Genomic DNA, 23,638 nt, shown 5'->3' with positions numbered 1-23,638 from the left:
CACCCATACCAGATGGTCATGGATGCAGTAAAAATATGTGCGGTATTTCTCCTGATAGTAGCTGTCGCCGGATGCTCAGATGAGATACCACCAGACACGACAATAGAGGAATCACAGGGGTTTTACCCCTGGAGTCCTGACGGCGTGATTGCTGAGGATGAATATGCAAAGTCTCTTTCCGTAAATGACGGTAATTTTGTCATTCACTGGAGGTTCGTGAATGAAACCATTTTTTTGGGCCTTGAAACCACATCTTCAGGCTGGGCAGGCATTGGGTTTGAGCCAACGAATCGTATGAAAGATGCAGATATTATCCTCGGAGGAACCGTCGACGGAATCCCCTACATATATGACATGTTCTCAACGGGAATAACCGGCCCCCACCCCCGTGACACAGAACTTGGGGGAACATTTGATATCCTTGAATTCAATGCAATCGAACAGGCAGACGGCACTGTTGTCGAATTTTCCCGAAGAACAGATACCAAAGACCCCTATGATAAAGTGCTGGCAGCTGGTACGGAAGTCACCATTATTTGGGCACAGGCTGACACCGATGCTCCCCTCTTTAAACATAATACCGGAAAAGGAAGTGAGACAATAATCCTCTGATCCTGCCGGAGCTCAAAATCCATAGTACACCGATAACGCCAGTGCGGCATGAAATACCCCAAGGGCCAGAGAGAATATCGCAAACCGATAATGCAGGGTGAAGGAGGCCTGCTTTATTCCCCTCCGGTGTGCCAGTGCAATTGCTGCAGTACCGGCAAAACCAAGAAGTGTCGCAATACCGGCAACCACCACAAGAGGAAGGCCGAAAACCACCAGATATGCAATATCCTGAATCATATCTCTATGACACCTGATGCAACGTTCATGCACTCAGCTGAGCATATAAGAACAAATAATTTTCTAAAAAAAAGACGGAATTATTCAGCGTCATCCTGAACGAGCTGAACATTCGTAATATCGTGCTGACGTTCTGCAAGACACTTTGCCTTGAAAATATTCTTCCCGGCCTTGCCAATTGCAATGCCACGGTCTTCTTCGATAACATCGATAAACGCGACAAGGTCACCATCTTCATTTTCTTCAAAGATAACTGACGTAACACGTGCAGGGAGGAAACAATTCCTGAGGAACTGTTCGGCATCATCGGAAAATTCGACAACCTCAATGCGCTTCCCTAACTCATCAGATGCTTTCTTGATGCTTGAGCCCTGCTTTCCAATAGCACGGCCCATCTCACCCGGATTTATAACGAAGATCAGACGTTCATTTCTCTCGTCGATGATGCAGTCCCTACTTCCTGCACCGGTCAGCTGTTCAAACTGAGACATCAGCTGAAGGCTCTGCTCGTTCAGTACAATTTCTCCCATATTATGCCCTCTTTAGTGAAAGGATGTCAGACTCCCCGGCATCGACAACTGCAAGGGCACTTACCATGTGAGGTCTCCCACATGCTTTTCCAAGCATTACGCTTGAACCGTCATAGGTATAGATGAAGGTATCCTGTTTACCAGAAAGGTATGCTACAAATTCTTCCGGGCAATTCTCAGCAACAACAACCATCTTGGCTGTCTTGTTTTCAATGCATTCTTTTGTTGATTTCTGGCCGCTTAATACATTTCCTGTTTTTATTGCACGGCGCAACGAGCTTTCGAAATCCATAATTTTGCTCCTAATTAAATGGTTTTGCAATTAATTTTACATCTCCGGTTCCAAGCTGAATTGGCTGGCCGACGATGACGTTTTCTGTGACACCCTGGAGGATATCTTCTTCATTTGCTACTGCTGCATCGAGCAGGTGATTTACTGTTACTTCAAATGCTGCACGGGAGAGAACACTCTCTTTCTCACCGGCAATGCCGTGACGTCCGATCTGTTTGACTTCACCCTCCATGCACATCATATCCGCAACCAGCATTATATGGCGAACATCAACATCGATACCCTGCTCACGCAGCGTGCTCAGAGCTTCATCGATGATTGCATTTCTGCCAGCTTCGATTCCCAGAACCTCCGAGATCTCAGCAATGTTATTTGTCCGTGTACGATTTTTGTCAACACCGCCCACGTTGAATACATCCTTAAGATTTGAGCCTTCGGTATAAAGAATGTACTCTCCACCTTCCTTTCTGACAACAACACGCTCAATATCGTCTATACCCTGCACAATTACATCGCGCACATGATTTGCCATCTGAAACAGATTCTGATAACTCTCACGGTCCTTTGGGTAGAAGATCAGCAACTCGTTATCAATATCCGATTCAGATTCAAATTCACGGTAATGGCGCTTTTGCCTGATTTTATCCGGGGCCCGTTCAATGATCTCTTCAACCGTGATTTTACGTTTTTCACATACTTCACGGTTTATTTTTACCGTCACCATCATCTGAACGAGATCGGTTGCAACATCGCCAAACTCATTAAGGCGTGTTGCCTCAATCTGCCAGCTCACATCACGGGCACGGTCACGATTATTGGCATAATCCCCTTCCAGATAGATGGTCATTGTGGGTGTGGATGGACTTTTTCGTGCATCCATAATCTCAATGAGACGTGGCAGACCCAGGGTAACGTTAATTTCAGCGACACCCGCATAGTGGAATGTTCGCATGGTCATCTGCGTGCCAGGCTCACCAATAGACTGTGCTGCAATGACACCTACTGCTTCACACGGCTCAATGCGGGTTTTCCCATACTCATAGTGTACCTGCCGCATAATCTCTTCAAACTGCTCTGAAGAGACCGCATGACCTTCCATTAATTTTTTCAGGTCGGTCTTCGTTTTTTCCGGGATCTGTGCTGCATCGATCTCTTCAATCATTCTGGAATCCATCAGACCTCCTCCTTTAGCACATTTTCAAGAATTCCCCGGACATCGACCGGATCTCCAAAACAAGCCTTTGAAGGATCGGTATTGTCTTCACCATACTGGAACTGAATAATTCTCCCGCCTGTTGTGCGGACAGTCAGATCATATGCCACCTTCAGATCCTGAAGTGCATTGATCATTCTCCGCTGTAGGTATCCGCTCTGTGAGGTACGAACCGCAGTATCGACAAGACCTTCACGACCACCAATCGCGTGGAAGAAGAACTCAGTCGGTGTCAGTCCGCTTTTGTAGCTGTTGCGCACAAATCCATGAGCAGGAGCACCCCGGTCCCCACGTTTGAAATGAGGTAATGTACGGTCTTCATATCCACGGGTAATACGCTCACCACGCACTGCCTGCTGACCGATACAACCTGCCATCTGGGTAAGGTTCAACATTGAACCACGCGCACCACTGACAGCCATTACCACAGCACTGTTGGACAGACCAAGGTGACGCCCTGCAATCTCACCAGTTTTATCACGGGCCTTGCCAAGCACCTGCATGATCTGCATCTCGAGAGTCTCTTCGAGCGTTCGGCCGGGCATCGGTTCAAGCTGACCTTCTTCATAGATCTGAATCCGGCGTTCGACGTCGCGCATCGCTTCGTCAAGTCCTTCGTCAATCTGCTTATACTCGGTCTTTGAGAGATCTTCGTCATCAATTCCGAAGGAAAACCCATCAAACATAATTGCACGGATTGAGAGCTTGGTGACATCATCAATAAACTGTGCACCGCGCCTTTGTCCATGCTGCCGAATAGTCCGCTGAAGAATATTCCCCTTGAACGCACCAATTGATTTCTTATCGATTGTTCCGGTCAGGAGTTCTCCATTGGCAATCTGCACATATGAATCCTGCTCACATTCGCCCTTTTTACATACCGCACAGTCCTTACACGAACTGGCACGGAATACAAGGTTCAGGTCGTCAGGGAGGATCATTGAGAATACCTGTTTATTTGACCAGTATTCTCTTCCATCCTCTACCCTGCCGGGTTTGGGGAGGTGTTCAGGCGGATTAAACTTAATTAATGAGATCACTTCCTCCTTGGTAAACCACCGCAGCGTATGGGTTAAGAGGAAGATACCTGAGATGTGATCGTGGATGCCTCCGATGATCGGTCCACCAAAACGTGGTGAGAGAATATTCTCATATACAGACGCAAGCATATGGGCTTCAGCCCGTGCCTCTTCGGTCTGTGGGACATGAAGGTTCATCTCATCACCATCAAAATCCGCATTATATGGTGGGCATACCGCAGGATTCAGGCGGAATGTTCTTCCGTTCATCAGAATGATCCGGTGAGCCATGATTGACATCCGGTGAAGAGAGGGCTGACGGTTGAAGAGAACAATGTCATTGTTTCTCAGCTGACGGTCAACTGTCCACCCGGGTTCAAGCTGTTCAGCAACAGTCTCACAGGTGAGATCATTCAGTCTGACTCTTCTGTTGTCAGGCCGGATTGCATAATTTGCACCGCATGACTCTGTCAGTGATTTCCGATTCGGACCTTTCAGAACCATCGCCCTGACTTCTTCGATATTAAACGGAGTTACACGGATAGGGACACTCATCTCATTTGCAACAGCAAGAGGAATACCCACCTCACCGATACTCATATTCGGATCGGGTGAAATGACTGTACGTGCTGAGAAGTTCACACGTTTACCGGAAAGTGATCCTCTGAAACGGCCATCCTTACCCTTCAGACGCTGGGATATAGTCTTGAGAGGCCTGCCGGAACGGTGTCGTGCCGGTGGACAGCCTGCAACCTCATTGTCCATGTAGGTTGTCACGTGATACTGCAGCAGCTCCCAGAGATCCTCGATGATCAACTGCGGAGCACCAGCATCCTGATTCTCCTTGAATCGCTGATTAATACGGATGATATCAACAAGCTTGTGCGTCAGATCATCTTCAGAACGCTGTCCGTTCTCAAGAATAATCGATGGCCTCATCGTAACAGGAGGCACAGGAAGAACCGTCAGAAGGGTCCACTCAGGACGGGCAACATCGGGGTTAATTCCAAGGAGGCGAAGGTCCTCGTCAGGTATCTTTTCCAGACGACTCCGGATATCAGCAGGAGTCAGCTTGTGATCTACCTTGCGGCCGGTTTCATCAGTCCAGATCTCTGAAAATGTTGTTGGCTTCTCAAAGTTGATCTTATTCTGCTGGGCACCGCAGTGCGGACAAATCCGCTCTTTTTTGATATCTTTTTCAGAGATAACATCCGAATTCCGCTCATCTTCAGGACCAAGCACCTTGTGTACTTCGTCCGGACTCAGCAGAAGACGGCTGCATTCACGACAGGTTACACGGAGTAATTTCCGAATCAGTCGTGTATATCCAACATGAGTGACCGGTTTGGCCAGTTCAATGTGGCCAAAATGCCCCGGGCAGTCTGATGCCTTGTTACCACATGTTTTACACCGTAATCCCGGGTCAATAACACCGAGGTGAAGATCCATCAGACCCTGGGGATAGGGAAAACCATCGTCATCGTAGGTATCTGCCCAGATAATTTTCCGTACACTCATCTTACGGATTTCTTTTGGAGAGAGAAGACCAAACTCAATCTTCCCCACTCGTTTTGGACTTGGCATATTTTTTACCCCCCTATACCTGGTCCTCCAGGTGCATCCTGGGTGCAATACCCATACTCTTCATCTCATCCAGGAGCAGTTTGAAAGCATAACTCATCTCAACCGGATAGATATCGATCTCATTTCCACATGCCAGACAGCGCGTTACATTTCTGTTCCGATCGAGGAACGCAATCATGCCGCACTTTGCACAGACAAACTGTTCGACCTTGTCAGACTCATCAAGAAGCCTCTCTTTCAGGGCCATTGCCGCGCCGTGTCCGATCATGACATCACGCTCCATCTCACCAAACCTGAGACCACCCTCACGGGCACGTCCTTCTGTTGGCTGACGGGTTAAGACCTGCACGGGGCCACGTGATCTGGCGTGCATCTTCGAGGACACCATGTGATACAGCTTCTGATAATAGATGACGCCAATATAAATGTCAGCGTGGAACTGTCTTCCGGTAATACCATCCCGCATCACTTCACGCCCATTATGGGAAAATCCAAGAGATGCAAGCGATTTCCTGAGACTCTCCTCAGGTTCTCCGGAAAATGCCGTAGCTTTAATCCGGCGTCCTTCCATGGAGCCAACCTTACCACCCAACATCTCCAGCATATGACCGATGGTCATACGTGATGGAATTGCATGCGGATTAATGACAAGATCGGGTGCAATGCCTGCCTCAGTAAAGGGCATATTTTCCTGAGGAACGATAAGCCCCACGACACCTTTTTGTCCGTGACGTGATGCAAATTTGTCACCAACTTCCGGAACCCTGAGGTCACGGGTACGGACCTTCACAAGACGGGAGCTGTTCTCTCCCTCAGTCAGGATGACCGTATCAACAATACCCCGCTCATTGCTCCTCATGGTAACCGAGGTATCACGACGCTTCTCAACAGTAATCAGCTCACCGGACGGCTCCTCAAGGAAACGGGGAGGAGAGGTTTTACCGATAAGAACATCTTTTTCATGAACAACGGTCTCGGGGTTGATTATTCCGTCAGTGTCCAGGTTCTGATAATATTCAGCACCATGCGCTCCGGATACTTCCTCATCGGGCACTTCGATTTTGTCAACCTGACCTCCGGGGTACCGGCGTTCTTCTCCGTCATACGTTCTGAAAAAGTGTGAGCGCCCAACACCGCGATCGATAGATGCCCGGTTGAAAATGAGAGCATCCTCAATATTGAACCCTTCATACGAAAGAATGGCAACAACGAGATTCTGACCGGCAGGCCGGTCATCAGAGCCAATAATCTCAGAGGTCTGTGTATGCACAAGAGGCTTCTGCGCATAGTGAAGAAGATGACCACGGGTATCCGGACGAAGCTTCATATTCGAGCAGCCAAATCCGAGAGCCTGTTTGATCATACCTGCACCCATGGTGACACGAGGTGATGCATTGTGTTCCGGGAATGGAACATGTGCTGCTCCGATACCAAGAATCAGTGCAGGATCAATCTCAAGATGGGTATGTTCAGGTGTGATTTCGAACTCATTCATGGCAATGAAAAGGTCTTCCTCTTCCTCTGCATCGATATACTCCACGATTCCACGGGAGATGAGATCGGTAAAGTCAATTTCACCTGACTTCAGCCACTCGAGATCCTCCTCAGTGACCAGTGGCTTCCCTTCCTCAACTACGATAAGCGGGCGGCGGGCACGGCCCCTGTCGGTGTGAATGATAATATCCTTGTTGTATTCCTTGTACGAGATGTTAATTTCAGACGAAAGTTCACCCCGCCGCCTCATCTTTCGGACCCGGGCAACCAACTCATTGGGGGTATCCGAAAGACCTATCAGCGCACCGTCTACAAAAACACGGGACTTTTTATGACTGTTGCTCATAATACCTCCCGTTTCAGTTCTTCAACACCAAGATTATAGAGCATTCTGTTAATTACCTGCTCATCAGGAACACCTTTTGAGATCTCAACCATCTGTGCAAAGTTCTTCACAAGACCACAATTCGGACCTTCAGGAGTCTCAGAAGGACAAATCCGCCCCCATTGTGTCGGGTGCAGATCACGAGCCTCGAAATGGGGCTGTGAACGTGACAGTGGAGAGATAACCCTTCTCAGGTGGGACACAACTGCCATGTGATCAATCCTGTCGAGAAGCTGTGAAACACCAGTACGTCCACCGACCCAGTTTCCTGTGGCAAGTGGATGGAGCAGACGCTCTGTCAGCACATCTGCACGAACAGCAGTGCTTATAGAGAGATCACGGTGCCGCATGCTTGCACGCTCAAGCTGATACTTAACATCACGGGTCAGCCGGTTTAACGAAATCCGGAAGAGATCCTCCATCAGATCTCCGGCAAGTTTCAGCCGCTTGTTAGAGTAATGATCCTTGTCATCAATCCGCCGGTTCTCGAGAACCAGATCAAAACATGCCTCGGCCATCCTTCCAAGGAAATATGCCTTTGCAAGCCTGACACTCTCCGTTGCCTGTTGGTATCCGGGATCCTCTTCCTTCAGTCCTTCCGGCATCAGATAGTTCAGATGAGGAAGAAGATAATTATCCAGAACAAATTCTGCTCGTTTGCGCTGATAATCCCTCGTCTGGTTCGGAGCAAGCTTTTTCCCGACATACATGATACCCTCTTCGGTGTCATCGCACTCACTCTCTTCAAGATTCTGCATCATGAAGGTAAGGATCTGCTCATCGTCAGAAACTGCATGCACAATATCGAGATCATTGCCCAGTCCCAGTCCACGCATCAGGTCCACATATCTGAGGTGGCCGGCAACGGACGGGAACGATACCTCAAGAAGATTTTTCCTGTTTCGTTCGACAATGACAAGAGCACGATATCCACGGAACTGGGAGAATACTTTCGCAACGTAAATTCTCTCATTGTAGCGCTCCGTGTATTCGGTCATAATCTTATTGGAGGCAAGATCCTCAAGGGTCATTAAAACACGTTCTGAACCATTAACGATGAAATAACCACCCGGGTCATGAGAATCTTCCCCAAAAGAGATCCGTTCCTCATCAGACATTCCAAACAGATTGCAACTTTGCGAACCAACCATTACCGGTAACTGGCCAATGGTAGTTACAATAGCCTCCTGGCGCTCATCACCCTGAACAAGCACCATATCAAGCCGAATTGGTGCTGCATAGGTCAGGTTTCTCAGTCGGGATTCACAGGGAAACAGGCCGGACTGGGAACCGTCCGCTTCTCTTACAACTGGTTTTAAAACTTCAATTTTTCCAAGTTCAACCCACACGGGTTCATTGTCTTTCCCACGCTGACCAATATCAGTCTCAATGATCCGCTGTTCATCCACAACTTTCTGAAGATTGAAATCCAGAAAATTATTATATGAATCCAGCTGATGGCGTGCTACATGTTCCCGTGAAAAATAGGCTGAAGATAGTACATTTGTATCAAGCAGAGAGATCACCCTCAATAGGTTTATTTTTTCGGCCTCTTGACAACCATCCGGAATGATTCCGCACGGCCTGCCGTCTGGCTGTTTCTTACAATTCGAATAACATCATTGACATTTCCATCAATCGTCTTCACAGCTGGATCATCATGATAGATTTTGGGCAACTGGTCATAGGAGATCCCATACTTCTGCAGAAGATCTTCTACTTCCTCCCGGGTCATTACGTGATGTTCTGGAACCATCACATGTTCAATTACAGAAAAATCTTTGGTGTCCATCTAACGCCCCTGATCAGTACCTGATTTTTTTCAGATGCATCACCGCAAAAAATCATACATTGCGCCACATGCCTTTGTGGCAACGGGCCTAGAGGGATTTGAACCCCCGACCACCTGGTTAAAAGCCAGGCGCTCTTCCTGGCTGAGCTATGGGCCCTGATTACTGATGGAATCAGCATAATTAGTGGGATTTGGAAGTATATAAATGTATCTCACACTTAAAAACAGGATTTTGCAATTTCCCCAGAAAAGGAATGAATCCCGCGCATATAGCACCAAATGTTTTATAAACACACCCTGCGACACGCAATGTAAAGATAGATAATGCATGGAAACACCAAATTGTATTGTCGTCAAAGGGCAGATGAAATGAAAAAAGAATATGAACAAATGGAAGAAAAAATTGTCGACATTCTTTCTTCAGGGACCTACCTGATCTATATACTCATAGCAATAGTCCTGCTCATCCTCGCCGCCCTATCACTCTTTGATGCCACCGCCGGATTTGAAATGATGATAACCGGGTCAAAGGAATCAGGCATGATGAAGGCATTGCATGCAGTACTCCTGACAATCGTCATCATCGAAATTATGGAAACCGTAACGGGCTATCTGCGGACACACACAATACAGATACGACCCATACTAATAGCGGGCATCACCGCCATGGTCAGAAGGCTGCTGTTTTTTGACACAGAGCCATTAACAACACTTCTCCTGGGAGAAGTAATACTCGCAATTTTGGCTGTGCTCATCCTGACAATAGCAATAATTTACCTTGGAAAAGAGCAAAAATAGATTTTTTTATTTTTTTAGGTGAAGACATTCTTTTGAGATCTGTTCAAGCCGTTCTTCCTGGAATTTAATACTCATCTCCATGCTTTCAATAGCCTGCTGAATATTTTCCCCGACTTTAACGTTAGAATCATTGAGATTATAGGTAGATTCCAGTATCTTCAGAAGACGACGGGATACATCCGCACTTTTGCTCAGTCGCTCATATTCTTCAATAATCTGCGCATCAGTACCCCTGCCCTTTGCTGCCTCGATATCCTTATTGATCTTTTCCTGACGTTTCAGCACATATTCTATAGCATCATACAGCTGACGGTGAGTAGTCGGCTTCATGATATAATCTTCAATATAAGCACCATACTCCTGTGCTTCATCAGGAGTCAGCTGTTTGGCCGTGAGCATCATCACCGGAACATCAGCAGTCGATGCATTCATTTTTATATTTTCAAGCGTTTCCCACCCATCCATCGGCTCCATCATAATGTCCAGAAGAATAAGGTCAGGCCTTACATCCTCCAGCACTTCCAGACACTCGTTGCCGCTATATGCTGCAATAGGCCGATAACCGCCCCGTTCAAGCATGGCAACAAATACGTCAACGATCATCGGGCTGTCATCAACGATCAGAATTGTATACATATCTACTCCTCCCCAATATTATCCGCAATAACCGCCAGTTCCCTTTTTAATGATTGTATATCGGCCGATTTATTAATAATTACCGTTATTAGCGCATCATTACCGGCACCCAGGACGAGAATCCCTCCGTCATCAACTTCAACAAAAACTGAAGAAGGACGCGAAAAATGCACCATACTTGCCGCTGCCTCCGATGAACCAAGAATAGTAGCACCCATCGCTGCAAAAGACAGAGCAGAAAGACTCCGATCCATCCTTTGGCCTATGAGCGCACCTGTGCGTGAAACAACAGCACACCCTGAAACGCCATCAAGGGCCATACATTCATCCAGATATGTTGCAACCTGCCTTTTAATTGAAGCTATATTACTCACGGCCACGCCCCGGGTAGATTTTGAGGTTATGTCCAGATTGGATCCCATATCACATATATCTATTCAATATTTTCGTGTAACCCATTCATTTGTTGAATCTGCATCATCAGAAAATCGACCAGTAAAAATTGGAAAAAGACAACAGATTTATTACATCACAATTTTAATTTTTAAATAGTATGCAATTGCCTCGGGGGACGCTGCATTCAGTTAAGAAGGATATTCAACCATCCATACTCTTTAAAGAAATTTCTGGACAAAAATTCACCGGCCATTGCAATATATACCTGAATTCGGGTAATGCATCCATCGTATTCAGGGAAGGCAGATGCATACTGGCAAAAACAGGACAATTTTGTGGATTTGACGCATATAAACGAATTGAAAAGGATCCATCCAGCGTATCTGCGGAACTGTACACATTTACCGAGACACAGATTGGACTGAGTACCGAATTTAATGTTGACTGCACCGTTGTTTTTCCCAAAAAAAATCCCTTGCCGATAAAAAAAGAGGAGAAGGAAATAGTACCAGATTCAAAAATTATGGCTGAAGTAAAACGTCAGCAGCTCTCGGAGGACTCAATCAGGCCGGACTCAACAAAGGACATTAACACATTATTTGAATTCCGCCCTGCAGTAAATCCAAAGATTAGAAAACCAAAAAGTGATTTCCAGCTTCCAAGAGGGAAATTTGTCGCAATCCAAAAATCAGTCCCCCTCCTTAATATTATCAATTTTGCTGAAGAGAAAAATTTCTCAGGATATATGGTAATAGACATAGGTGTTCGGAAAGCCTCCATTATTTATCGTAACGGAATGTGCATCATGATTGATTACCCCCCCAAATATGGGGAAGAAGCGACCAGAGATATCCAAAAGGACTTCGGAAAGAAGGTAACAGCCGAACTGTACGATCTGTCCCACCAGCAGATGGATCTTGCACTGGAATTCAATGATGGATATTGGGCCAATACCTGGACCAAAGGAACGGGAGTATCAATTCGGTCATTATCCAAGGAAATTATTGAAGATAATCAAAATCACTTCGACGAAAATACTGAAGAAGATGTCGGGGAGCCGAATTCCAAAAGAGAGGACAAAAATTCAGGAGCACCAGAACAGACCAGCATCACCGAAATATCGAAGCATGGCGTGGAGATTACAGACATACCGGATGATGACGAACTGGATGAATTTGCAAAACAAGTTAACACCCTTGAAAATATGGACATGGAACTGATGGAATCCAGAGTGCGGGATAATTTCAGAGATGTTATAAAAGAACTTGATCTCGAATACCTGATAAATGACAGAAAAGCCAAAAAAAACGGACCGGAGACATAAATGATTGAAGATAGTTATCTGATTATTCTGGGCATTATCGTTGTTATCCTGTTTATTGCATTGATAGTTCTGACATACAAAGTGTTTGATCTTCAGCATAAGGTGGCAGATGGAACCAAGACGATAATTCGTGAAGAAACGCAGACACAAAAAAAGCAGGAAGAAAGAAAAGAACAACAGGCAGAAGAGATTATTCCGGAACCGAAAAATCCCGCCATACACGATGTCAATCTCACAGAAGGAGTTTCTGACATCAATGACAGCATGAAACGCTACACCATAAAATATGACCTTGATTCAGCAACACTGGCATCAAAGGACGGGTTTTCAATTGCCTCATCACATGCGGACAGCGAGCAGGAGGCAGCAAACCTTACCGCAAGATATCAGGTAAATGCAATAACAGAAATTGGTGACACCCACATCATCCCTCTCGAATACAGGGGCGAAGAAATTCTGATATTATGCAGAACTACGCAAAAGATTCCCGGGGAACGGGCAGACATGATGATACGGGACGGAAAGTCAATCCTTTCCCATTGGCTATAAGTATTTAAAATTTATTCAGTTTTTTTTACATCAGCATATAATAATTGTGGAAACTTTAATTTGAAAGGCTTTTTTAAACATCGAATTTGATTTGCAATAACCCATACATATTAAATAATACAAAACCACAGAACTAGTGTGTATAATCCACGAATTTGAGAGGTATTCATGGTTAAAGTTTACACTATAGCGTCAGGAAAAGGGGGAACGGGTAAAACCACAACATCAGCTAACCTTGGCACATGCCTTGCTGAACTGGGAAAAGAAACGTACGTGATGGATGCTGACATGGGGATGGCAAACCTCGGCATCATCATGGGGCTGGAAGACGTACCCATTACACTTCACGAAGTTCTTGCAGGAAACGCAAAGGTATCTGAGGCGGTCTACGAAGGACCATGTGGCGTCAAAGTTGTTCCGAGTGGCATATCACTGAAAGGATTTCAGAATGCTGATCCAGACAGATTGCGGGATGTAATGCGTGAACTGATTGGGAAATGTGAATTTCTCATCATCGACGCACCAGCAGGAATTAGTCGGGACGGTGTGATTCCGCTCGCCATCGCAGATGAAGTGATTCTGATTGTTAATCCGGAATTATCGTCCATGGTGGATGCATTGAAGACAAAAATACTGACAGAGCTTGTGGGAGGAAGCGTAAAAGGTGCCATACTTACACGTGCAACGATGGAAAACACAGAAGTTTCAAAGCAAAAAATGGAGGAGGTCCTCGGAGTGAAAGTGATAGGAATCGTTCCCGAGGATCCGAATACCCGCAGATCAGCTGCTTATAAAGCACCAATAGTGGTTAAATATCCGGATTCGGATGCAGCAAAAGCTTACAGAAGAATTGCAGCTAACATTGCCGGAACACCATATTCAGAAAACGAGGAGAACGAAAAATCACGAGAAAGCTTCATTGACAGACTTGCTCGTTCAATATTCAAGGGAAAAAAATGATTGTCACGACTGCAGAAGGAGTGATGCTGGTATTGTTCGGAATGGTTATTGTTTTCCTTCTTTTTGTGGTAAAACTAATGCATACACGAATTAACCAGTTGTTAACAGAAATGAACAACCTTAACGGGAAGGTAAATCTGACATCAAATGAGATTGAGGTACTTACAAAGAATGTTGAGGATTTTAAAAATACCAAATTCTAATTTTCAAAAAGGAAGTTAGATAAAGAAAGCAAACATACACTATAAGGCGGGGCCATAGGGTAGCCTGGACCATCCTAGGAGACTGGGGGTCTTCTGACCTGCGTTCGAATCGCAGTGGCCCCATTATTTTTTTGGAATTCATATGAAAATTACTGAACGTTGTTTTGACTGCCTCCTTTCACGCATCAAATATAATTGTGATCTGATCTGCACAGATCCCAAAAAAACAGGAGAAATCACAGAAAAATGCAGAAATCTTCTCACAGAGCTTTGCAAAAGGAATGAGGCAGCACCCAAAATCTCAAGCAGAGTTCACCGTCTTGCATATGAAGAGATGGGATCCATAGATCCATATAAGTCATTAAAAGAAAAGGACAATTCTGATGCGCGCGATGCATGCGAAAAAGTGATCACCGGGACTATGGATTTTCGCGACCTCTGCCTCGCAGCAATTATTGGAAACACCCTTGATTATGGATCGAAAGAACATGCAGTGACGCAAAACCTTGTTGCACATTTTTCAAATGAATTTGAAAAAGGTCTGACAATTGATGATACTGAGCAGATTTTAGGACTTTCTGATCGGGTAGTATTTTTCTGCGATAACTGTGGAGAGATTATCTTCGATTCATACCTGATACGTTTTCTGAAGGAACAGGGATCCCACATCACAGTAGTTGTTCGCGGAGGACCTATTATCAACGACGCAACACTGGAAGATGCACATACAGCAGGAATAGATGCCATATGTGATGCCCTTCTGACCAATACCAATGGAGTCGCTGAACTCGGATATAATCCAGACCTGGCACCAGAAGAGCTTCTGAGCGCAATTGCGAGTGCCACAATCATCATTGCAAAAGGGATGGCAAATTACGAATCCCTGACCGAGATTGAAGGGCTCCCCCCTGTTGCATACTGCATGACAGTCAAATGCATTCCGATTGCAGATTCAATTGGCGTACAGAAAGGATCACGGATTGCAATGCTTACAAATCAATGATGAGAGAATTCCTCATCTTCTGATTTTTCATGATACGATTTATCAAATACTTCATTCCAGGTCGTTTCCAGAACATAGTATTCCATCATCTCAACAACACGTTGATTTTTGGGAGATAATTCATATGCCCGTTCAAGCACCTTCCCCGCCTCTTCCTGATTTCCCAGCTGGATATAAATCCGGGTCATTTCAAGGAGAATATCAATATTGTTTGAATCCATCCGGTATCCACGCATAAGGAGTTTCAGAGCCTTCCCCGTATCACGCTCAATTCTCCCAAGATGATACCAGAGTGCAGGCTGATTCGGCTTTAAACGAATTGCAGTCTTTAGTGCATTTGAAGCTTCATCCGTTTCGCCAAGATTGAGGAGACAGATACCAATTCCGAGCCAGACCTCTCCATCATGATTTTTTATTTTGTTTGCCTGGCGAAAGCACCCAAGAGAATCAGTATAATTTTCCAGGCGCATGAGTGCGGTTCCCATATTCAGCCATGCACGAAAATTCTCCGGTTCATTATCAGCGGCCTTTCGATAATAATAATAGGCCTCTTCATAATTTCCAAGAGAAAGATACACATCGCCCTTCCCAATTAAGAAATCAGGATTTTCCGGTAATGCATCAAGTGCTGTATTAATAAACTGCATCGCTTCTTCAAACTGATTGATCTTCAGATGAGCAATGCCTTCATTGTACCAGCCAAGGGCATACAGTTTATTTGCCGGAATTCGCGACATATATGCAAATACCTTTTCCTATAATGATACTTTTCTATTACACACATATTATACATAAGCATAGTTTTTCGTGTCAGCAGAAAATCCGTAATCTGATTCATCAGTACAGCTGCAAAAATGTGTATTAAAAAAGAGTTTTTAGCCAAAAATGTATGGAATGATCAGCAGAAGAAGAATAACCGCTATCATCAGTGAACTGATAACCGATACCACGATTGGTGCAAGGTCACTGCGGCCCCGCTTTTCAAAAAATCGTGCAACACCTTCCTGCATGATATAACCCCCATCCAGTGGAATAAACGGAAGCGCATTAAATGTTCCAACCGCCAGATTGAACCAGAATGTCCAGAAAAGTATCTGAATTACCCCCCAGAATCCGGAAAAAGGCACCTCCCACATATCCACATATGCCACATCAAAAGCCAGAATCCCAAGATTCATGCTGTCATCATCAATGACAGTGTTTATCGGCACATAGAGCAGAAGAAGAGGACCAAGAGGACTTTTTATGAGATTGTTGAACAAATATTCAGCCGATTCAGGGGAATAATACACAACACCCATAAATCCACCCGACTTATTGCTCAGCTCTTCAGGCCACTCTTCCAGAATAAGAGTATGATCAGAATGAACGCCATCTTTCAGCGTAGTTACTGTCAGAGCATCTCCCGGAGTGGTGGTCTGCAGAATGTCTGAGACATCAGTTACAGATTCCACCATGACTCCATTGACAGCATAAATAATCGAATCAGGAGAAATTCCTGCCAGATCAGCAGGGTAATCCATATACACCCCCTGAATCACCGGTGTGGATGATGGCGTAGCCATCCCCATTAAAACAACAATTGCAGCAAAACAAACCAGTGCAACAACAATATTGTTGGTGATGCCGGCCCCATACATCCGGATTTTTGAAGAACGGGCAGCCCTCTCAACCTCTTCCTCATCAGGTTCTACAAAAGCACCGATAGGGATAACGGCAAAGAGGATTCCCGTGCTTTTTACCCGGATATCCTCAACCCTGCAGAGAATAGCATGCCCAAATTCATGGACAACAAGCGTCACGAAAAACCCGATAAGTACTGCAAGAGTAATCGGAATGAAATCATTGATTCCGGGAATAGCAAGAATATTCTGTGGTTCATAAATTCCTTCCGGTGAAGGCGGATTCATCATTGAATTATAGACTCCCAGAACCAAAAGTGCAGACATAACAACTGAGATAACAACCACAAGGATGGCGCCAAGGGTCCCATATCCACGCCAGAATCCTGCCTGTCGCCTGAAATAATCAAAAAATGCTACCTTTTCAGTCTTTAGTGCAAGAATGGGCCCATAAAAGGTAACATGATCCTCCCACAGGTGTGCATATTTAATATAACCAGCAACGAGGGCATAAACAATAACTGCAATAACGCCGATTAATAGCCATTCCATTCAGTATATCGTTGGCTTCAGTGATTATAAACAGTTGTATACCACCCGGATCGCATCAGAAATCGAAGAGAGATGGCTGTGAGAGACGATCCATGATTCTCCGTGTCGTTTCCCAAGACGAACGGGCACAGGAGGGAGGACGTGTAAATTCAGAAATATACGTCTCAAGAAACCGTATTGTATACGGGTCTGACGGGTAACCGCTCCCAAAATTGCCAAATTCTTCATGAAGCCCGTCAATGCATCGATCACGGGTAACTTTTGCAACAACGGAAGCAGCACTTACCAACGGAAACCGTACGTCTGCCTTATGCTCCGATACAATCGAACAATCTCCTCCCACATATGCAGAAACCGTCCTCCCATACCGTTCTGCATTAACATCACATGCATCCACAAATGCAGTGTCACAGGGGAGCTGACGTATCACATCCGCATGTGCCCGTGCAACGATCTCATTCATTGAAATTTCTGCGCGGAGACGGTCAATTTCCTGAGCGGAGATGATTGTACAGGCAGTAACAAATTTTCCTGTGATCACTTCATAAAGTGACTCACGACGTTTTCGGGAGAGGGTTTTGGAATCGGCAACGCCCGTTGCTGCCACCTCAGCCATATCAGAGGCCAATACACCAGCAACGACCATCGGGCCAAGTACAGACCCCTTCCCGGCTTCATCGATACCACAGATCACGTACATACGGTTCAATCCACAACCTATATCAATAGGTGTGATTGATACGCATTTTGATGTATACCATCATCATTGGTCTCGGAGGTATCGGCAGGGCACTTGCGGCCATGTCGGTTGAAAATGGGAATTCAGTAGCAGTAATCGACCAGGATGAAGAGCGTTGCAACGAGATTATCGACCATTATGATGTCCTTGCTATTGCCGGAAATGCAACCAATAAATCGATCCTTCTGGATGCCGGAATAGACCGCGCACAGGCACTTATTGCAACTACAAGTGATGACGCAGTAAACCTGATGGCCTGCTGGTTAGCAAAAAAATTTGATGTTCCAAACGTAGTTTCCATCGTGAACCAGGTAGATCACTCTGAGATGTTCAAAGAGGTTGGCGTGCACATAAGTGAAAACCCGGACGAACTTGTTGCTGAACGGCTCTATTTCTGGTCAGAAAATACAGATCTTCACCAGCTTGCATCAATACCGGGAGGATCCATCTTTGAAGTAGATGTTGATGATGATGCACCGATGATTGATCACGAAATTAAAGAACTCGAGGTAACCGACTTCGTGTTCATCGCAATCAAAAGAGAAAAAGGGGATATCATCATTCCCAGCGGTAAAGTGCGCATCAGGAAAGGCGACAAAATAATTGTGTTCACAAAAAAGGATGCAGAAAAAGATTGTCTGCATATTCTCAACCGGCAGCTGAAATACTCAGTCTAACAACCGTTTGAGGGTTCCGATATCTTTTAAGAGCCAGGGATTGTATTTGACCAGTTCACGAATAAGGTACTTGGTATCAAATATCTCCATATCCAGCTTATTCACAGAGTTTACGATTGAATTAAGTTTTTCATCCTTGAGTTTGATGAATATCTCTTTCACCTGATAATTCCGTTTCAGGCCCTTTCCCATCTTGGAACTGCGCCATTCGGTATCATATTTCATCAGAGCTTTTTTACTGCAGTCACCGGACGCAATGCATTCTGCCGCAACCTCACCGGCCAGTTTTCCGGTATACATGGCATTGATAATTCCACCACCGGTTATTGGATCACTCAGCCTCGCGGCATCACCCACTATGATAAGACCATCTGCTACCGTACAGGCCAGTGGTTTGCACGCAGAAACACCACCAACGATTAACTCAATGATCTTGCCATTCGGGAAATGTTCTGCAATGAAAGCATCCAGGTAATCTTTTGGACGTTTACCCTCTTTGCACATCTTTCCGGAGATGCCGATACCAACATTTGCAGTGCGCTCACCCTTGGAGAAGATCCAGACATATCCTTCGGGAGCAACCTCACGCCCAAGGTAAAACGCATTCAGACCGGGATCAATATCAATATCGGTCATAAGGTACTGCACACAGGTCTCAATTTCTGCCATGGGGACAGTCGTGTCAATACCACACCAGCGGGCAAACTTGGATTCAACTCCATCTGCAGCAATCACCACATCGGCATATACTTCAACGGTTTTGCCCCCGCTCTCAATTGTTGCACCACAGACCTTGCCATCTTTTATGATTGCACTGCTTGCACGTGACTTGACAAATACATCACAGCCTGCATTGGCTGCCTTCCAGACCAGTTCACGATCAAAGATTTTTCGGTCAAGGACATAACCAACTTCATTCCCTGCCATTTCAGGATTCAGTTCAAGAGTCTGCCCATCCGGCGCAACGAGCAGAGCACCCTCAATCTTTGATGAGATCCATTTCGGGTCCAGATCAACAAGTTCTGATATTTCATTCCCCACACCCTCTGCACACCGTACAGGTGCACCAATGGCCGGGCGCTTTTCTATAATGCAACAGGAGAGGCCCGCTTCTGCTACAGCCTTTCCGGCCATCGCCCCGCCAGGACCGCCTCCAATAATCAGAACATCATATTTATTCTGCATTCTTCATCTCCAGAGCACCAAGAGGGCAGATTTTGGAACATATCCCACATTCGATACAGTTTTCAGGATCAACAGTAAGGTAAGCATCTACCAGTTCGAGTGCACCTTCCGGACAGACCGAAACACAGGCACCGCAGTAGCCGCACACTTCCCTTTTGATGACAAGCATTTTGAATAATTTGGTCATTACGAAGTATAATCCTTCCTTTCAGTATGGGGCGAAATGTAAAGATCATACATTAATTCTCTTCCTTGATTTATGAAAAACGCGCAAAATACCCTGCCATCAGCAAATATATATCATCAAATAACCCCTCTCAGCCAATGGTATCCAGAATTCCTGCCGTAATGTTGATAATAGTACAAATCATTTTAAAAATCCCCCTGTGCAGAAAAATCAAAACAATTTCCGCCACAACAGTGAGACAGGATAACCGACGTCCAGTACGCGCAGATAAAAACCACATTTCCGGCCCCGGAGATTTCATCCCCCATCCCCCATCCCCAACCGGCATGCCACCCCCCGGATTACTGTACAGACATATAATCAGATGCAGCCGGTTTCAGCCACCCGGAACAATGAGAACATAAAGGACTGGCAACAAAGGCAGAAAATAGATAATACCAAACAGGAGGAGGCGTTCTCAAATCCGATTGATCCGTGAAACATCCCCCACAAAATATTACCCGAACATACAGGAAATAATGTATCCATTCCAATAATACTCCGGATAGGATCTGCCAGGTGCACCCCCCGCCCACATGGATCAGTATACTCATTTCTTCAATAATCCGTGAAAGAAAAATTCAGCATTATAATTCGGACTCATTGCAAAGTGTCGGAAAGGCAAGGGTGCCATATTTTCCGCCACCACCCGGATGAAGAATAACAACCCCATCCCTGATATCTGAAATTACACGAGCCACTTTATCGTTTACAGCGGAGATATCCGGCAACGGTATGTCCATAAGAACAGATATCTCTGACCCAGACACTTCTGTCAGCTTTGTATACAATGCCTGACACTTTCGCGTCAGCGGAGATGATGCACCCATCACCGTACGGATGATTTCCCCCAGAGGAACCATATGAACGTAGGGAGGGCGAACTGAAAATCCTTCACCTGCATGAAGGAGAGCACGATCACGCACACCCATTTTAATCCGTCCGCCATTACATGGACAACACCAGGACAGCCGTTTAGCCCCATCAAACGAGAAATGTGTATAGCACCGGGTACATGCGGTCCGGTTATATTTTCCTTCTTCAGGAAAAAATCCGGCATTCAGGGAAATATCTCCAGCACAAATATGTTGAATCACTGACTTTGATGTCTTCGTATGTATCCTGATCCGGGTAAACTCGCGCCCTACTTTCAGAGGAGATGGGCTATGAGCATCAGAATTTGAGAGGAACGGCAACCCGTCCAGTTCAGCTATACCCGCTCCATATGAGCTGTCGGCAGAAAGGCCCAACTCCAGAAAATCAGGGATTCCTGAGCCATAGCACCCCTTCAGACTGTCAAACCTGCCATACATCCCGGTCCACGGAGTAAAAGCATGTGCGGGCCCGACAATCCCCCCACATTCATGCACAATATCAAGAATTTGTTCTCCGCTTAAAGAGACATACGGGCGGCCTGATGTTGTAATATTGTTACTAAAAGGGCTGAAAGCATCAGCGATCGCCGCTGCAGCGTCAAGAGTGTCAGCCATGATGAGATGGTGCACCTTCCCCTGCGCTTCAACTTCCATGGTTGGGACAATGAGAATACCCTCATCATTATCCATATAATCTGCCCACAATGAACGCCACCCGGGGTGAAGAGCATCACCAGTACCCAGGATTTCGATACCTTTTATCCGCCCCGCTTCAAGGAGGCGTTCCGGAGACATGGCCTTTGACACGGCCATAGAAAAGGGAGAGTGAATATGAAGATCTGCACTGAGTTGCATCTCAGCCAATGTAGCTCAGTTCTTCTTCGGCTTTCGCATTCTCAAGTTCCCGAATCTTTTCAACAATCCCTTCCATTTCAGTGGCACGCTCTTCAAGCTTCGTGTCATCGATGTCAAGGCCGGTCAGGGCACTCAGAATGCCCAGAACTGCATGAGCACTCTTCGGGTCAACAATGTATCCGGAGGTTTCCCCCATCAGACACATCCCTTCGATTCCACGTTCAGCTCCAAGACTCAGAAGAAGCCCGGATGCACCAATGATTCCACCACCCGGTTCATCCTTTGAAAAAACCACTCCTGCTTTTTCAGCGGGCTCCTTCAGAGCAGGATCATTGACTGCCCCAAATACCTGAATTTCTTCCTGTAAATGGCCGGTTCCATACCCTCCAAGAGTATAGATCTGTTTTACCCCCAATTCCTCCGCAATGTCAAGATACACTTCTGCGAGCAGATAATGCCCCTCTGCAGACCCGCTCTGAACATCGCCTACAAGAAATGCAATTGAGTGATCATCTTTACTGACCAGGTACACTTCATTACGGGTAAGACGGGCAACGCCGTTTTCATCGATAAGCACCTGCGGAGGAAAGTAAATGGATGTGATCTCTGCAATTTTTTCTGCGCCAAATTCTTCAATCATATGCTCAGCAACAAGTTTTCCAACCTGACCTACACCAGGGAGACCTTCAATAAGAATATCAGCATGATACTTCTCATCAGTGAGCATTTTTATACGAATATCATCCATAACGAACTCTCCGTCGGTATTTTCCAAATATGTCCTGCGAAGAATACCGGGCCGGGTGTGCAGTCCGGGTTACTGCCCCGCATTGCGGACAGGAAAAATTGAGGGTATATGTTCCATCAGACGGGCATCGTCTAATTTTTCCGGCCATTAATTTTTACCAGAACGTGCTTTCCGGACAAATTCCCCGGTGCCGCCGGCACGTTCAACAACACCAATTGCAGCTTTGGCAACTTTGTTGATAGCCTTTTCACCAGTCTTGTAATCGTGTGCAGTCACTTTTACACGGTATTTCGGGGCACCGACATACACCAGTTCAATCTCAACCCCCTCAATACTGGGCTGAGCACTGCGTAATGCCCGACGAATCACATTCACCCCATCTGGTTTGTTTGATGTCAGAATCAGATTTCCGGTAATGGTGACTTTCGATAATTTCACATTCTCATTGGCGACTGAAATCAGTGCATCTGAAACTTTCTTATCCAGATTCAGACGTTCAAGAGTTGCTTTTTCATCCGTGATAACATCTTCAAATACCGGAAATAATGCCCCATATTCACGGTAAAAAAGATTCTGTATTGATTCTTCATCAGCGCCCGATGCAGCTGATATGAATGAAATCCATTTCAGTGCTTTCTGCTCGTTCTTCCACTCATGGATCTTCTCCTTGCGCTGATGATCGTTTACATCCTTTAGCGAGAGATCGATATGGCCTTTGGATCTTTCGACATGAAGAACCTTACATACAACCTTCTGACCTTCACGGACATAATCCCTGATATGCTTAATCCAGCCGCGGGCTACCTCAGCAATCGGGATCAGGCCTTCACGTTCATCATATTCATCCAGTGTTACAAATGCAACGAAATCTTTTACATTTGCAACCGTGCAGACAACAAGTTCACCTTCGTCAGGCCATTCTCTCTCTAGCATAGAATTACTCACTCAGCTCTTCGATGATCTCAGCATGAATCCGGGCGTTTCCGCCGGATGGTTCTGCAAGAACACTTCCGCAGACAACACAGTCAACGGTTGTGCTTGCCCGCTGGAAGATAATTTGTTCATTTTCACAGTCCTGGCACTTTACTTTGTAAAAAGCGCTCCGGTTCTCTCGGTTAATCCGTACCATTCT

Annotated in this window: 27 protein-coding genes and 2 tRNA genes; 8 read left to right on the top strand and 21 right to left on the bottom strand. The window is 45.7% G+C overall.

Annotation, left to right across the window (positions count from 1 at the left end):
* The first annotated feature begins 18 nt into the window (after window positions 1–18).
* Entirely contained in the window at window positions 19–612 is a 594-nt protein-coding gene (locus tag L1S32_RS01500; RefSeq protein ID WP_278155615.1) for a DOMON domain-containing protein, read from the top strand.
* 12 nt (window positions 613–624) lie between these two features.
* On the opposite strand, the gene L1S32_RS01495 is transcribed toward L1S32_RS01500, so the two are convergent.
* The 9 genes from L1S32_RS01495 to L1S32_RS01455 all read right to left on the bottom strand — a co-directional run bounded on the left by L1S32_RS01495 (window position 625) and on the right by L1S32_RS01455 (window position 9,315).
* Window positions 625–849 carry a hypothetical protein gene (locus L1S32_RS01495; RefSeq protein ID WP_278155614.1) on the bottom strand — a complete coding sequence of 75 codons (225 nt, stop codon included), beginning with the start codon at window positions 847–849 and terminating at the stop codon, window positions 625–627.
* 80 nt (window positions 850–929) lie between these two features.
* Window positions 930–1,379 (bottom strand): NusA-like transcription termination signal-binding factor, encoded by a 450-nt coding sequence (locus L1S32_RS01490; RefSeq protein ID WP_278155613.1) that lies wholly within the window; start codon window positions 1,377–1,379, stop codon window positions 930–932.
* A gap of 1 nt (window position 1,380) precedes the next feature.
* The gene (locus tag L1S32_RS01485; protein WP_278155612.1) at window positions 1,381–1,671 is read right to left on the bottom strand and encodes a 50S ribosomal protein L30e; all 291 of its coding nucleotides are present in this window, start codon (window positions 1,669–1,671) and stop codon (window positions 1,381–1,383) included.
* Window positions 1,672–1,681: 10 nt separating this feature from the next.
* The gene (gene rpoA2, locus L1S32_RS01480) at window positions 1,682–2,845 is read right to left on the bottom strand and encodes a DNA-directed RNA polymerase subunit A'' (protein ID WP_278155611.1); all 1,164 of its coding nucleotides are present in this window, start codon (window positions 2,843–2,845) and stop codon (window positions 1,682–1,684) included.
* A complete protein-coding gene (locus L1S32_RS01475) occupies window positions 2,845–5,487 on the bottom strand; it encodes a DNA-directed RNA polymerase subunit A' (protein ID WP_278155610.1) in 2,643 nt (880 codons plus the stop codon). The genes rpoA2 and L1S32_RS01475 overlap by 1 nt, the downstream gene beginning before the upstream one ends.
* 13 nt (window positions 5,488–5,500) lie before the next feature.
* Window positions 5,501–7,327 (bottom strand): DNA-directed RNA polymerase subunit B, encoded by a 1,827-nt coding sequence (rpoB, locus tag L1S32_RS01470; RefSeq protein ID WP_278155609.1) that lies wholly within the window; start codon window positions 7,325–7,327, stop codon window positions 5,501–5,503.
* On the bottom strand, window positions 7,324–8,883 hold the full coding sequence (locus L1S32_RS01465) for a DNA-directed RNA polymerase subunit B'' (RefSeq protein WP_278157113.1): 1,560 nt from the start codon (window positions 8,881–8,883) through the stop codon (window positions 7,324–7,326). The genes rpoB and L1S32_RS01465 overlap by 4 nt, the downstream gene beginning before the upstream one ends.
* Window positions 8,884–8,903: 20 nt before the next feature.
* The gene (locus L1S32_RS01460) at window positions 8,904–9,158 is read right to left on the bottom strand and encodes a DNA-directed RNA polymerase subunit H (RefSeq protein WP_278155608.1); all 255 of its coding nucleotides are present in this window, start codon (window positions 9,156–9,158) and stop codon (window positions 8,904–8,906) included.
* Between the two features lie 83 nt (window positions 9,159–9,241).
* Window positions 9,242–9,315: transfer RNA gene (locus tag L1S32_RS01455), tRNA-Lys, on the bottom strand.
* 233 nt (window positions 9,316–9,548) lie between these two features.
* Between L1S32_RS01455 and L1S32_RS01450 the strand changes: the two genes are divergently transcribed.
* Complete coding sequence (locus tag L1S32_RS01450) at window positions 9,549–9,956, top strand: phosphate-starvation-inducible PsiE family protein (protein WP_278155607.1); 408 nt, start codon at window positions 9,549–9,551, stop codon at window positions 9,954–9,956.
* Between the two features lie 6 nt (window positions 9,957–9,962).
* Here L1S32_RS01450 and L1S32_RS01445 read toward each other — a convergent pair whose 3' ends face one another.
* Together L1S32_RS01445 and L1S32_RS01440 are read right to left on the bottom strand one after the other, a co-directional pair.
* Complete coding sequence (locus L1S32_RS01445) at window positions 9,963–10,592, bottom strand: response regulator (RefSeq protein ID WP_278155606.1); 630 nt, start codon at window positions 10,590–10,592, stop codon at window positions 9,963–9,965.
* Between the two features lie 2 nt (window positions 10,593–10,594).
* A complete protein-coding gene (locus L1S32_RS01440; RefSeq protein WP_278155605.1) occupies window positions 10,595–11,014 on the bottom strand; it encodes a roadblock/LC7 domain-containing protein in 420 nt (139 codons plus the stop codon).
* Between the two features lie 131 nt (window positions 11,015–11,145).
* Here L1S32_RS01440 and L1S32_RS01435 point away from each other — a divergent pair, with 131 nt between their 5' ends.
* The 5 genes from L1S32_RS01435 to L1S32_RS01415 all read left to right on the top strand — a co-directional run bounded on the left by L1S32_RS01435 (window position 11,146) and on the right by L1S32_RS01415 (window position 15,027).
* On the top strand, window positions 11,146–12,312 hold the full coding sequence (locus tag L1S32_RS01435) for a hypothetical protein (protein WP_278155604.1): 1,167 nt from the start codon (window positions 11,146–11,148) through the stop codon (window positions 12,310–12,312).
* Window positions 12,313–12,861 carry a hypothetical protein gene (locus L1S32_RS01430; RefSeq protein ID WP_278155603.1) on the top strand — a complete coding sequence of 183 codons (549 nt, stop codon included), beginning with the start codon at window positions 12,313–12,315 and terminating at the stop codon, window positions 12,859–12,861.
* 168 nt (window positions 12,862–13,029) lie between these two features.
* A complete protein-coding gene (gene minD / locus L1S32_RS01425) occupies window positions 13,030–13,821 on the top strand; it encodes a cell division ATPase MinD (protein WP_278155602.1) in 792 nt (263 codons plus the stop codon).
* Window positions 13,822–14,072: 251 nt separating this feature from the next.
* Window positions 14,073–14,147: transfer RNA gene (locus L1S32_RS01420), tRNA-Pro, on the top strand.
* 19 nt (window positions 14,148–14,166) lie between these two features.
* Complete coding sequence (locus L1S32_RS01415; protein WP_278155601.1) at window positions 14,167–15,027, top strand: ARMT1-like domain-containing protein; 861 nt, start codon at window positions 14,167–14,169, stop codon at window positions 15,025–15,027.
* Here the strand turns inward: L1S32_RS01415 and L1S32_RS01410 are convergent.
* The 3 genes from L1S32_RS01410 to rnhB all read right to left on the bottom strand — a co-directional run bounded on the left by L1S32_RS01410 (window position 15,021) and on the right by rnhB (window position 17,901).
* Complete coding sequence (locus tag L1S32_RS01410) at window positions 15,021–15,764, bottom strand: tetratricopeptide repeat protein (RefSeq protein ID WP_278155600.1); 744 nt, start codon at window positions 15,762–15,764, stop codon at window positions 15,021–15,023. The two genes, L1S32_RS01415 and L1S32_RS01410, sit on opposite strands and share 7 nt — an antisense overlap.
* Before the next feature lie 138 nt (window positions 15,765–15,902).
* Window positions 15,903–17,201, bottom strand: coding sequence for a site-2 protease family protein (locus tag L1S32_RS01405; RefSeq protein ID WP_278155599.1), 1,299 nt, complete (start codon window positions 17,199–17,201; stop codon window positions 15,903–15,905).
* 55 nt (window positions 17,202–17,256) lie between these two features.
* Window positions 17,257–17,901 (bottom strand): ribonuclease HII, encoded by a 645-nt coding sequence (gene rnhB / locus L1S32_RS01400; RefSeq protein WP_347403356.1) that lies wholly within the window; start codon window positions 17,899–17,901, stop codon window positions 17,257–17,259.
* 50 nt (window positions 17,902–17,951) lie between these two features.
* Here rnhB and L1S32_RS01395 point away from each other — a divergent pair, with 50 nt between their 5' ends.
* A complete protein-coding gene (locus L1S32_RS01395) occupies window positions 17,952–18,617 on the top strand; it encodes a TrkA family potassium uptake protein (RefSeq protein WP_278155598.1) in 666 nt (221 codons plus the stop codon).
* On the opposite strand, the gene L1S32_RS01390 is transcribed toward L1S32_RS01395, so the two are convergent.
* From L1S32_RS01390 to L1S32_RS01360, 7 genes are all read right to left on the bottom strand, one after another.
* Window positions 18,609–19,802 (bottom strand): NAD(P)/FAD-dependent oxidoreductase, encoded by a 1,194-nt coding sequence (locus tag L1S32_RS01390; protein ID WP_278155597.1) that lies wholly within the window; start codon window positions 19,800–19,802, stop codon window positions 18,609–18,611. The genes L1S32_RS01395 and L1S32_RS01390 overlap by 9 nt on opposite strands.
* Window positions 19,792–19,971, bottom strand: a complete 180-nt coding sequence (locus L1S32_RS01385; RefSeq protein WP_278155596.1) for a 4Fe-4S binding protein — start codon at window positions 19,969–19,971, stop codon at window positions 19,792–19,794. Before L1S32_RS01385 ends, L1S32_RS01390 begins: the two co-directional genes overlap by 11 nt.
* Before the next feature lie 644 nt (window positions 19,972–20,615).
* A complete protein-coding gene (locus L1S32_RS01380; protein ID WP_278155595.1) occupies window positions 20,616–21,716 on the bottom strand; it encodes an endonuclease Q family protein in 1,101 nt (366 codons plus the stop codon).
* Window positions 21,717–21,759: 43 nt separating this feature from the next.
* A complete protein-coding gene (locus L1S32_RS01375; RefSeq protein WP_278155594.1) occupies window positions 21,760–22,506 on the bottom strand; it encodes a proteasome assembly chaperone family protein in 747 nt (248 codons plus the stop codon).
* On the bottom strand, window positions 22,499–22,654 hold the full coding sequence (locus tag L1S32_RS01370; RefSeq protein ID WP_278155593.1) for an RNA-protein complex protein Nop10: 156 nt from the start codon (window positions 22,652–22,654) through the stop codon (window positions 22,499–22,501). Before L1S32_RS01370 ends, L1S32_RS01375 begins: the two co-directional genes overlap by 8 nt.
* Window positions 22,654–23,439, bottom strand: coding sequence for a translation initiation factor IF-2 subunit alpha (locus L1S32_RS01365; protein WP_278155592.1), 786 nt, complete (start codon window positions 23,437–23,439; stop codon window positions 22,654–22,656). Before L1S32_RS01365 ends, L1S32_RS01370 begins: the two co-directional genes overlap by 1 nt.
* A 4-nt stretch (window positions 23,440–23,443) precedes the next feature.
* Window positions 23,444–23,635 (bottom strand): 30S ribosomal protein S27e, encoded by a 192-nt coding sequence (locus L1S32_RS01360; RefSeq protein WP_278155591.1) that lies wholly within the window; start codon window positions 23,633–23,635, stop codon window positions 23,444–23,446.
* Window positions 23,636–23,638 lie beyond the last annotated feature (3 nt).

The organism is Methanogenium sp. S4BF, from assembly GCF_029633965.1.
Classification (GTDB): Archaea; Halobacteriota; Methanomicrobia; order Methanomicrobiales; family Methanomicrobiaceae; genus Methanogenium.
Note: the sequence above shows the minus strand (reverse complement) of the source record. Positions and strands in the feature narration are given on the sequence as shown.

Bases quoted from the DNA above. Each gene is read 5' to 3' on its own strand.
- L1S32_RS01500 (WP_278155615.1), top strand. From the start codon at position 19: ATGGATGCAGTAAAAATATGTGCGGTATTTCTCCTGATAGTAGCTGTC.
- L1S32_RS01495 (WP_278155614.1), bottom strand. From the start codon at position 849: ATGATTCAGGATATTGCATATCTGGTGGTTTTCGGCCTTCCTCTTGTG.
- L1S32_RS01490 (WP_278155613.1), bottom strand. From the start codon at position 1,379: ATGGGAGAAATTGTACTGAACGAGCAGAGCCTTCAGCTGATGTCTCAG.
- L1S32_RS01485 (WP_278155612.1), bottom strand. From the start codon at position 1,671: ATGGATTTCGAAAGCTCGTTGCGCCGTGCAATAAAAACAGGAAATGTA.
- rpoA2 (WP_278155611.1), bottom strand. From the start codon at position 2,845: ATGGATTCCAGAATGATTGAAGAGATCGATGCAGCACAGATCCCGGAA.
- L1S32_RS01475 (WP_278155610.1), bottom strand. From the start codon at position 5,487: ATGCCAAGTCCAAAACGAGTGGGGAAGATTGAGTTTGGTCTTCTCTCT.
- rpoB (WP_278155609.1), bottom strand. From the start codon at position 7,327: ATGAGCAACAGTCATAAAAAGTCCCGTGTTTTTGTAGACGGTGCGCTG.
- L1S32_RS01460 (WP_278155608.1), bottom strand. From the start codon at position 9,158: ATGGACACCAAAGATTTTTCTGTAATTGAACATGTGATGGTTCCAGAA.
- L1S32_RS01450 (WP_278155607.1), top strand. From the start codon at position 9,549: ATGGAAGAAAAAATTGTCGACATTCTTTCTTCAGGGACCTACCTGATC.
- L1S32_RS01445 (WP_278155606.1), bottom strand. From the start codon at position 10,592: ATGTATACAATTCTGATCGTTGATGACAGCCCGATGATCGTTGACGTA.
- L1S32_RS01440 (WP_278155605.1), bottom strand. From the start codon at position 11,014: ATGGGATCCAATCTGGACATAACCTCAAAATCTACCCGGGGCGTGGCC.
- L1S32_RS01435 (WP_278155604.1), top strand. From the start codon at position 11,146: ATGCAATTGCCTCGGGGGACGCTGCATTCAGTTAAGAAGGATATTCAA.
- L1S32_RS01430 (WP_278155603.1), top strand. From the start codon at position 12,313: ATGATTGAAGATAGTTATCTGATTATTCTGGGCATTATCGTTGTTATC.
- minD (WP_278155602.1), top strand. From the start codon at position 13,030: ATGGTTAAAGTTTACACTATAGCGTCAGGAAAAGGGGGAACGGGTAAA.
- L1S32_RS01415 (WP_278155601.1), top strand. From the start codon at position 14,167: ATGAAAATTACTGAACGTTGTTTTGACTGCCTCCTTTCACGCATCAAA.
- L1S32_RS01410 (WP_278155600.1), bottom strand. From the start codon at position 15,764: ATGTCGCGAATTCCGGCAAATAAACTGTATGCCCTTGGCTGGTACAAT.
- L1S32_RS01405 (WP_278155599.1), bottom strand. From the start codon at position 17,201: ATGGAATGGCTATTAATCGGCGTTATTGCAGTTATTGTTTATGCCCTC.
- rnhB (WP_347403356.1), bottom strand. From the start codon at position 17,901: ATGTACGTGATCTGTGGTATCGATGAAGCCGGGAAGGGGTCTGTACTT.
- L1S32_RS01395 (WP_278155598.1), top strand. From the start codon at position 17,952: ATGTATACCATCATCATTGGTCTCGGAGGTATCGGCAGGGCACTTGCG.
- L1S32_RS01390 (WP_278155597.1), bottom strand. From the start codon at position 19,802: ATGCAGAATAAATATGATGTTCTGATTATTGGAGGCGGTCCTGGCGGG.
- L1S32_RS01385 (WP_278155596.1), bottom strand. From the start codon at position 19,971: ATGCTTGTCATCAAAAGGGAAGTGTGCGGCTACTGCGGTGCCTGTGTT.
- L1S32_RS01380 (WP_278155595.1), bottom strand. From the start codon at position 21,716: ATGGCCGTGTCAAAGGCCATGTCTCCGGAACGCCTCCTTGAAGCGGGG.
- L1S32_RS01375 (WP_278155594.1), bottom strand. From the start codon at position 22,506: ATGGATGATATTCGTATAAAAATGCTCACTGATGAGAAGTATCATGCT.
- L1S32_RS01370 (WP_278155593.1), bottom strand. From the start codon at position 22,654: ATGGCCGGAAAAATTAGACGATGCCCGTCTGATGGAACATATACCCTC.
- L1S32_RS01365 (WP_278155592.1), bottom strand. From the start codon at position 23,439: ATGCTAGAGAGAGAATGGCCTGACGAAGGTGAACTTGTTGTCTGCACG.
- L1S32_RS01360 (WP_278155591.1), bottom strand. From the start codon at position 23,635: ATGGTACGGATTAACCGAGAGAACCGGAGCGCTTTTTACAAAGTAAAG.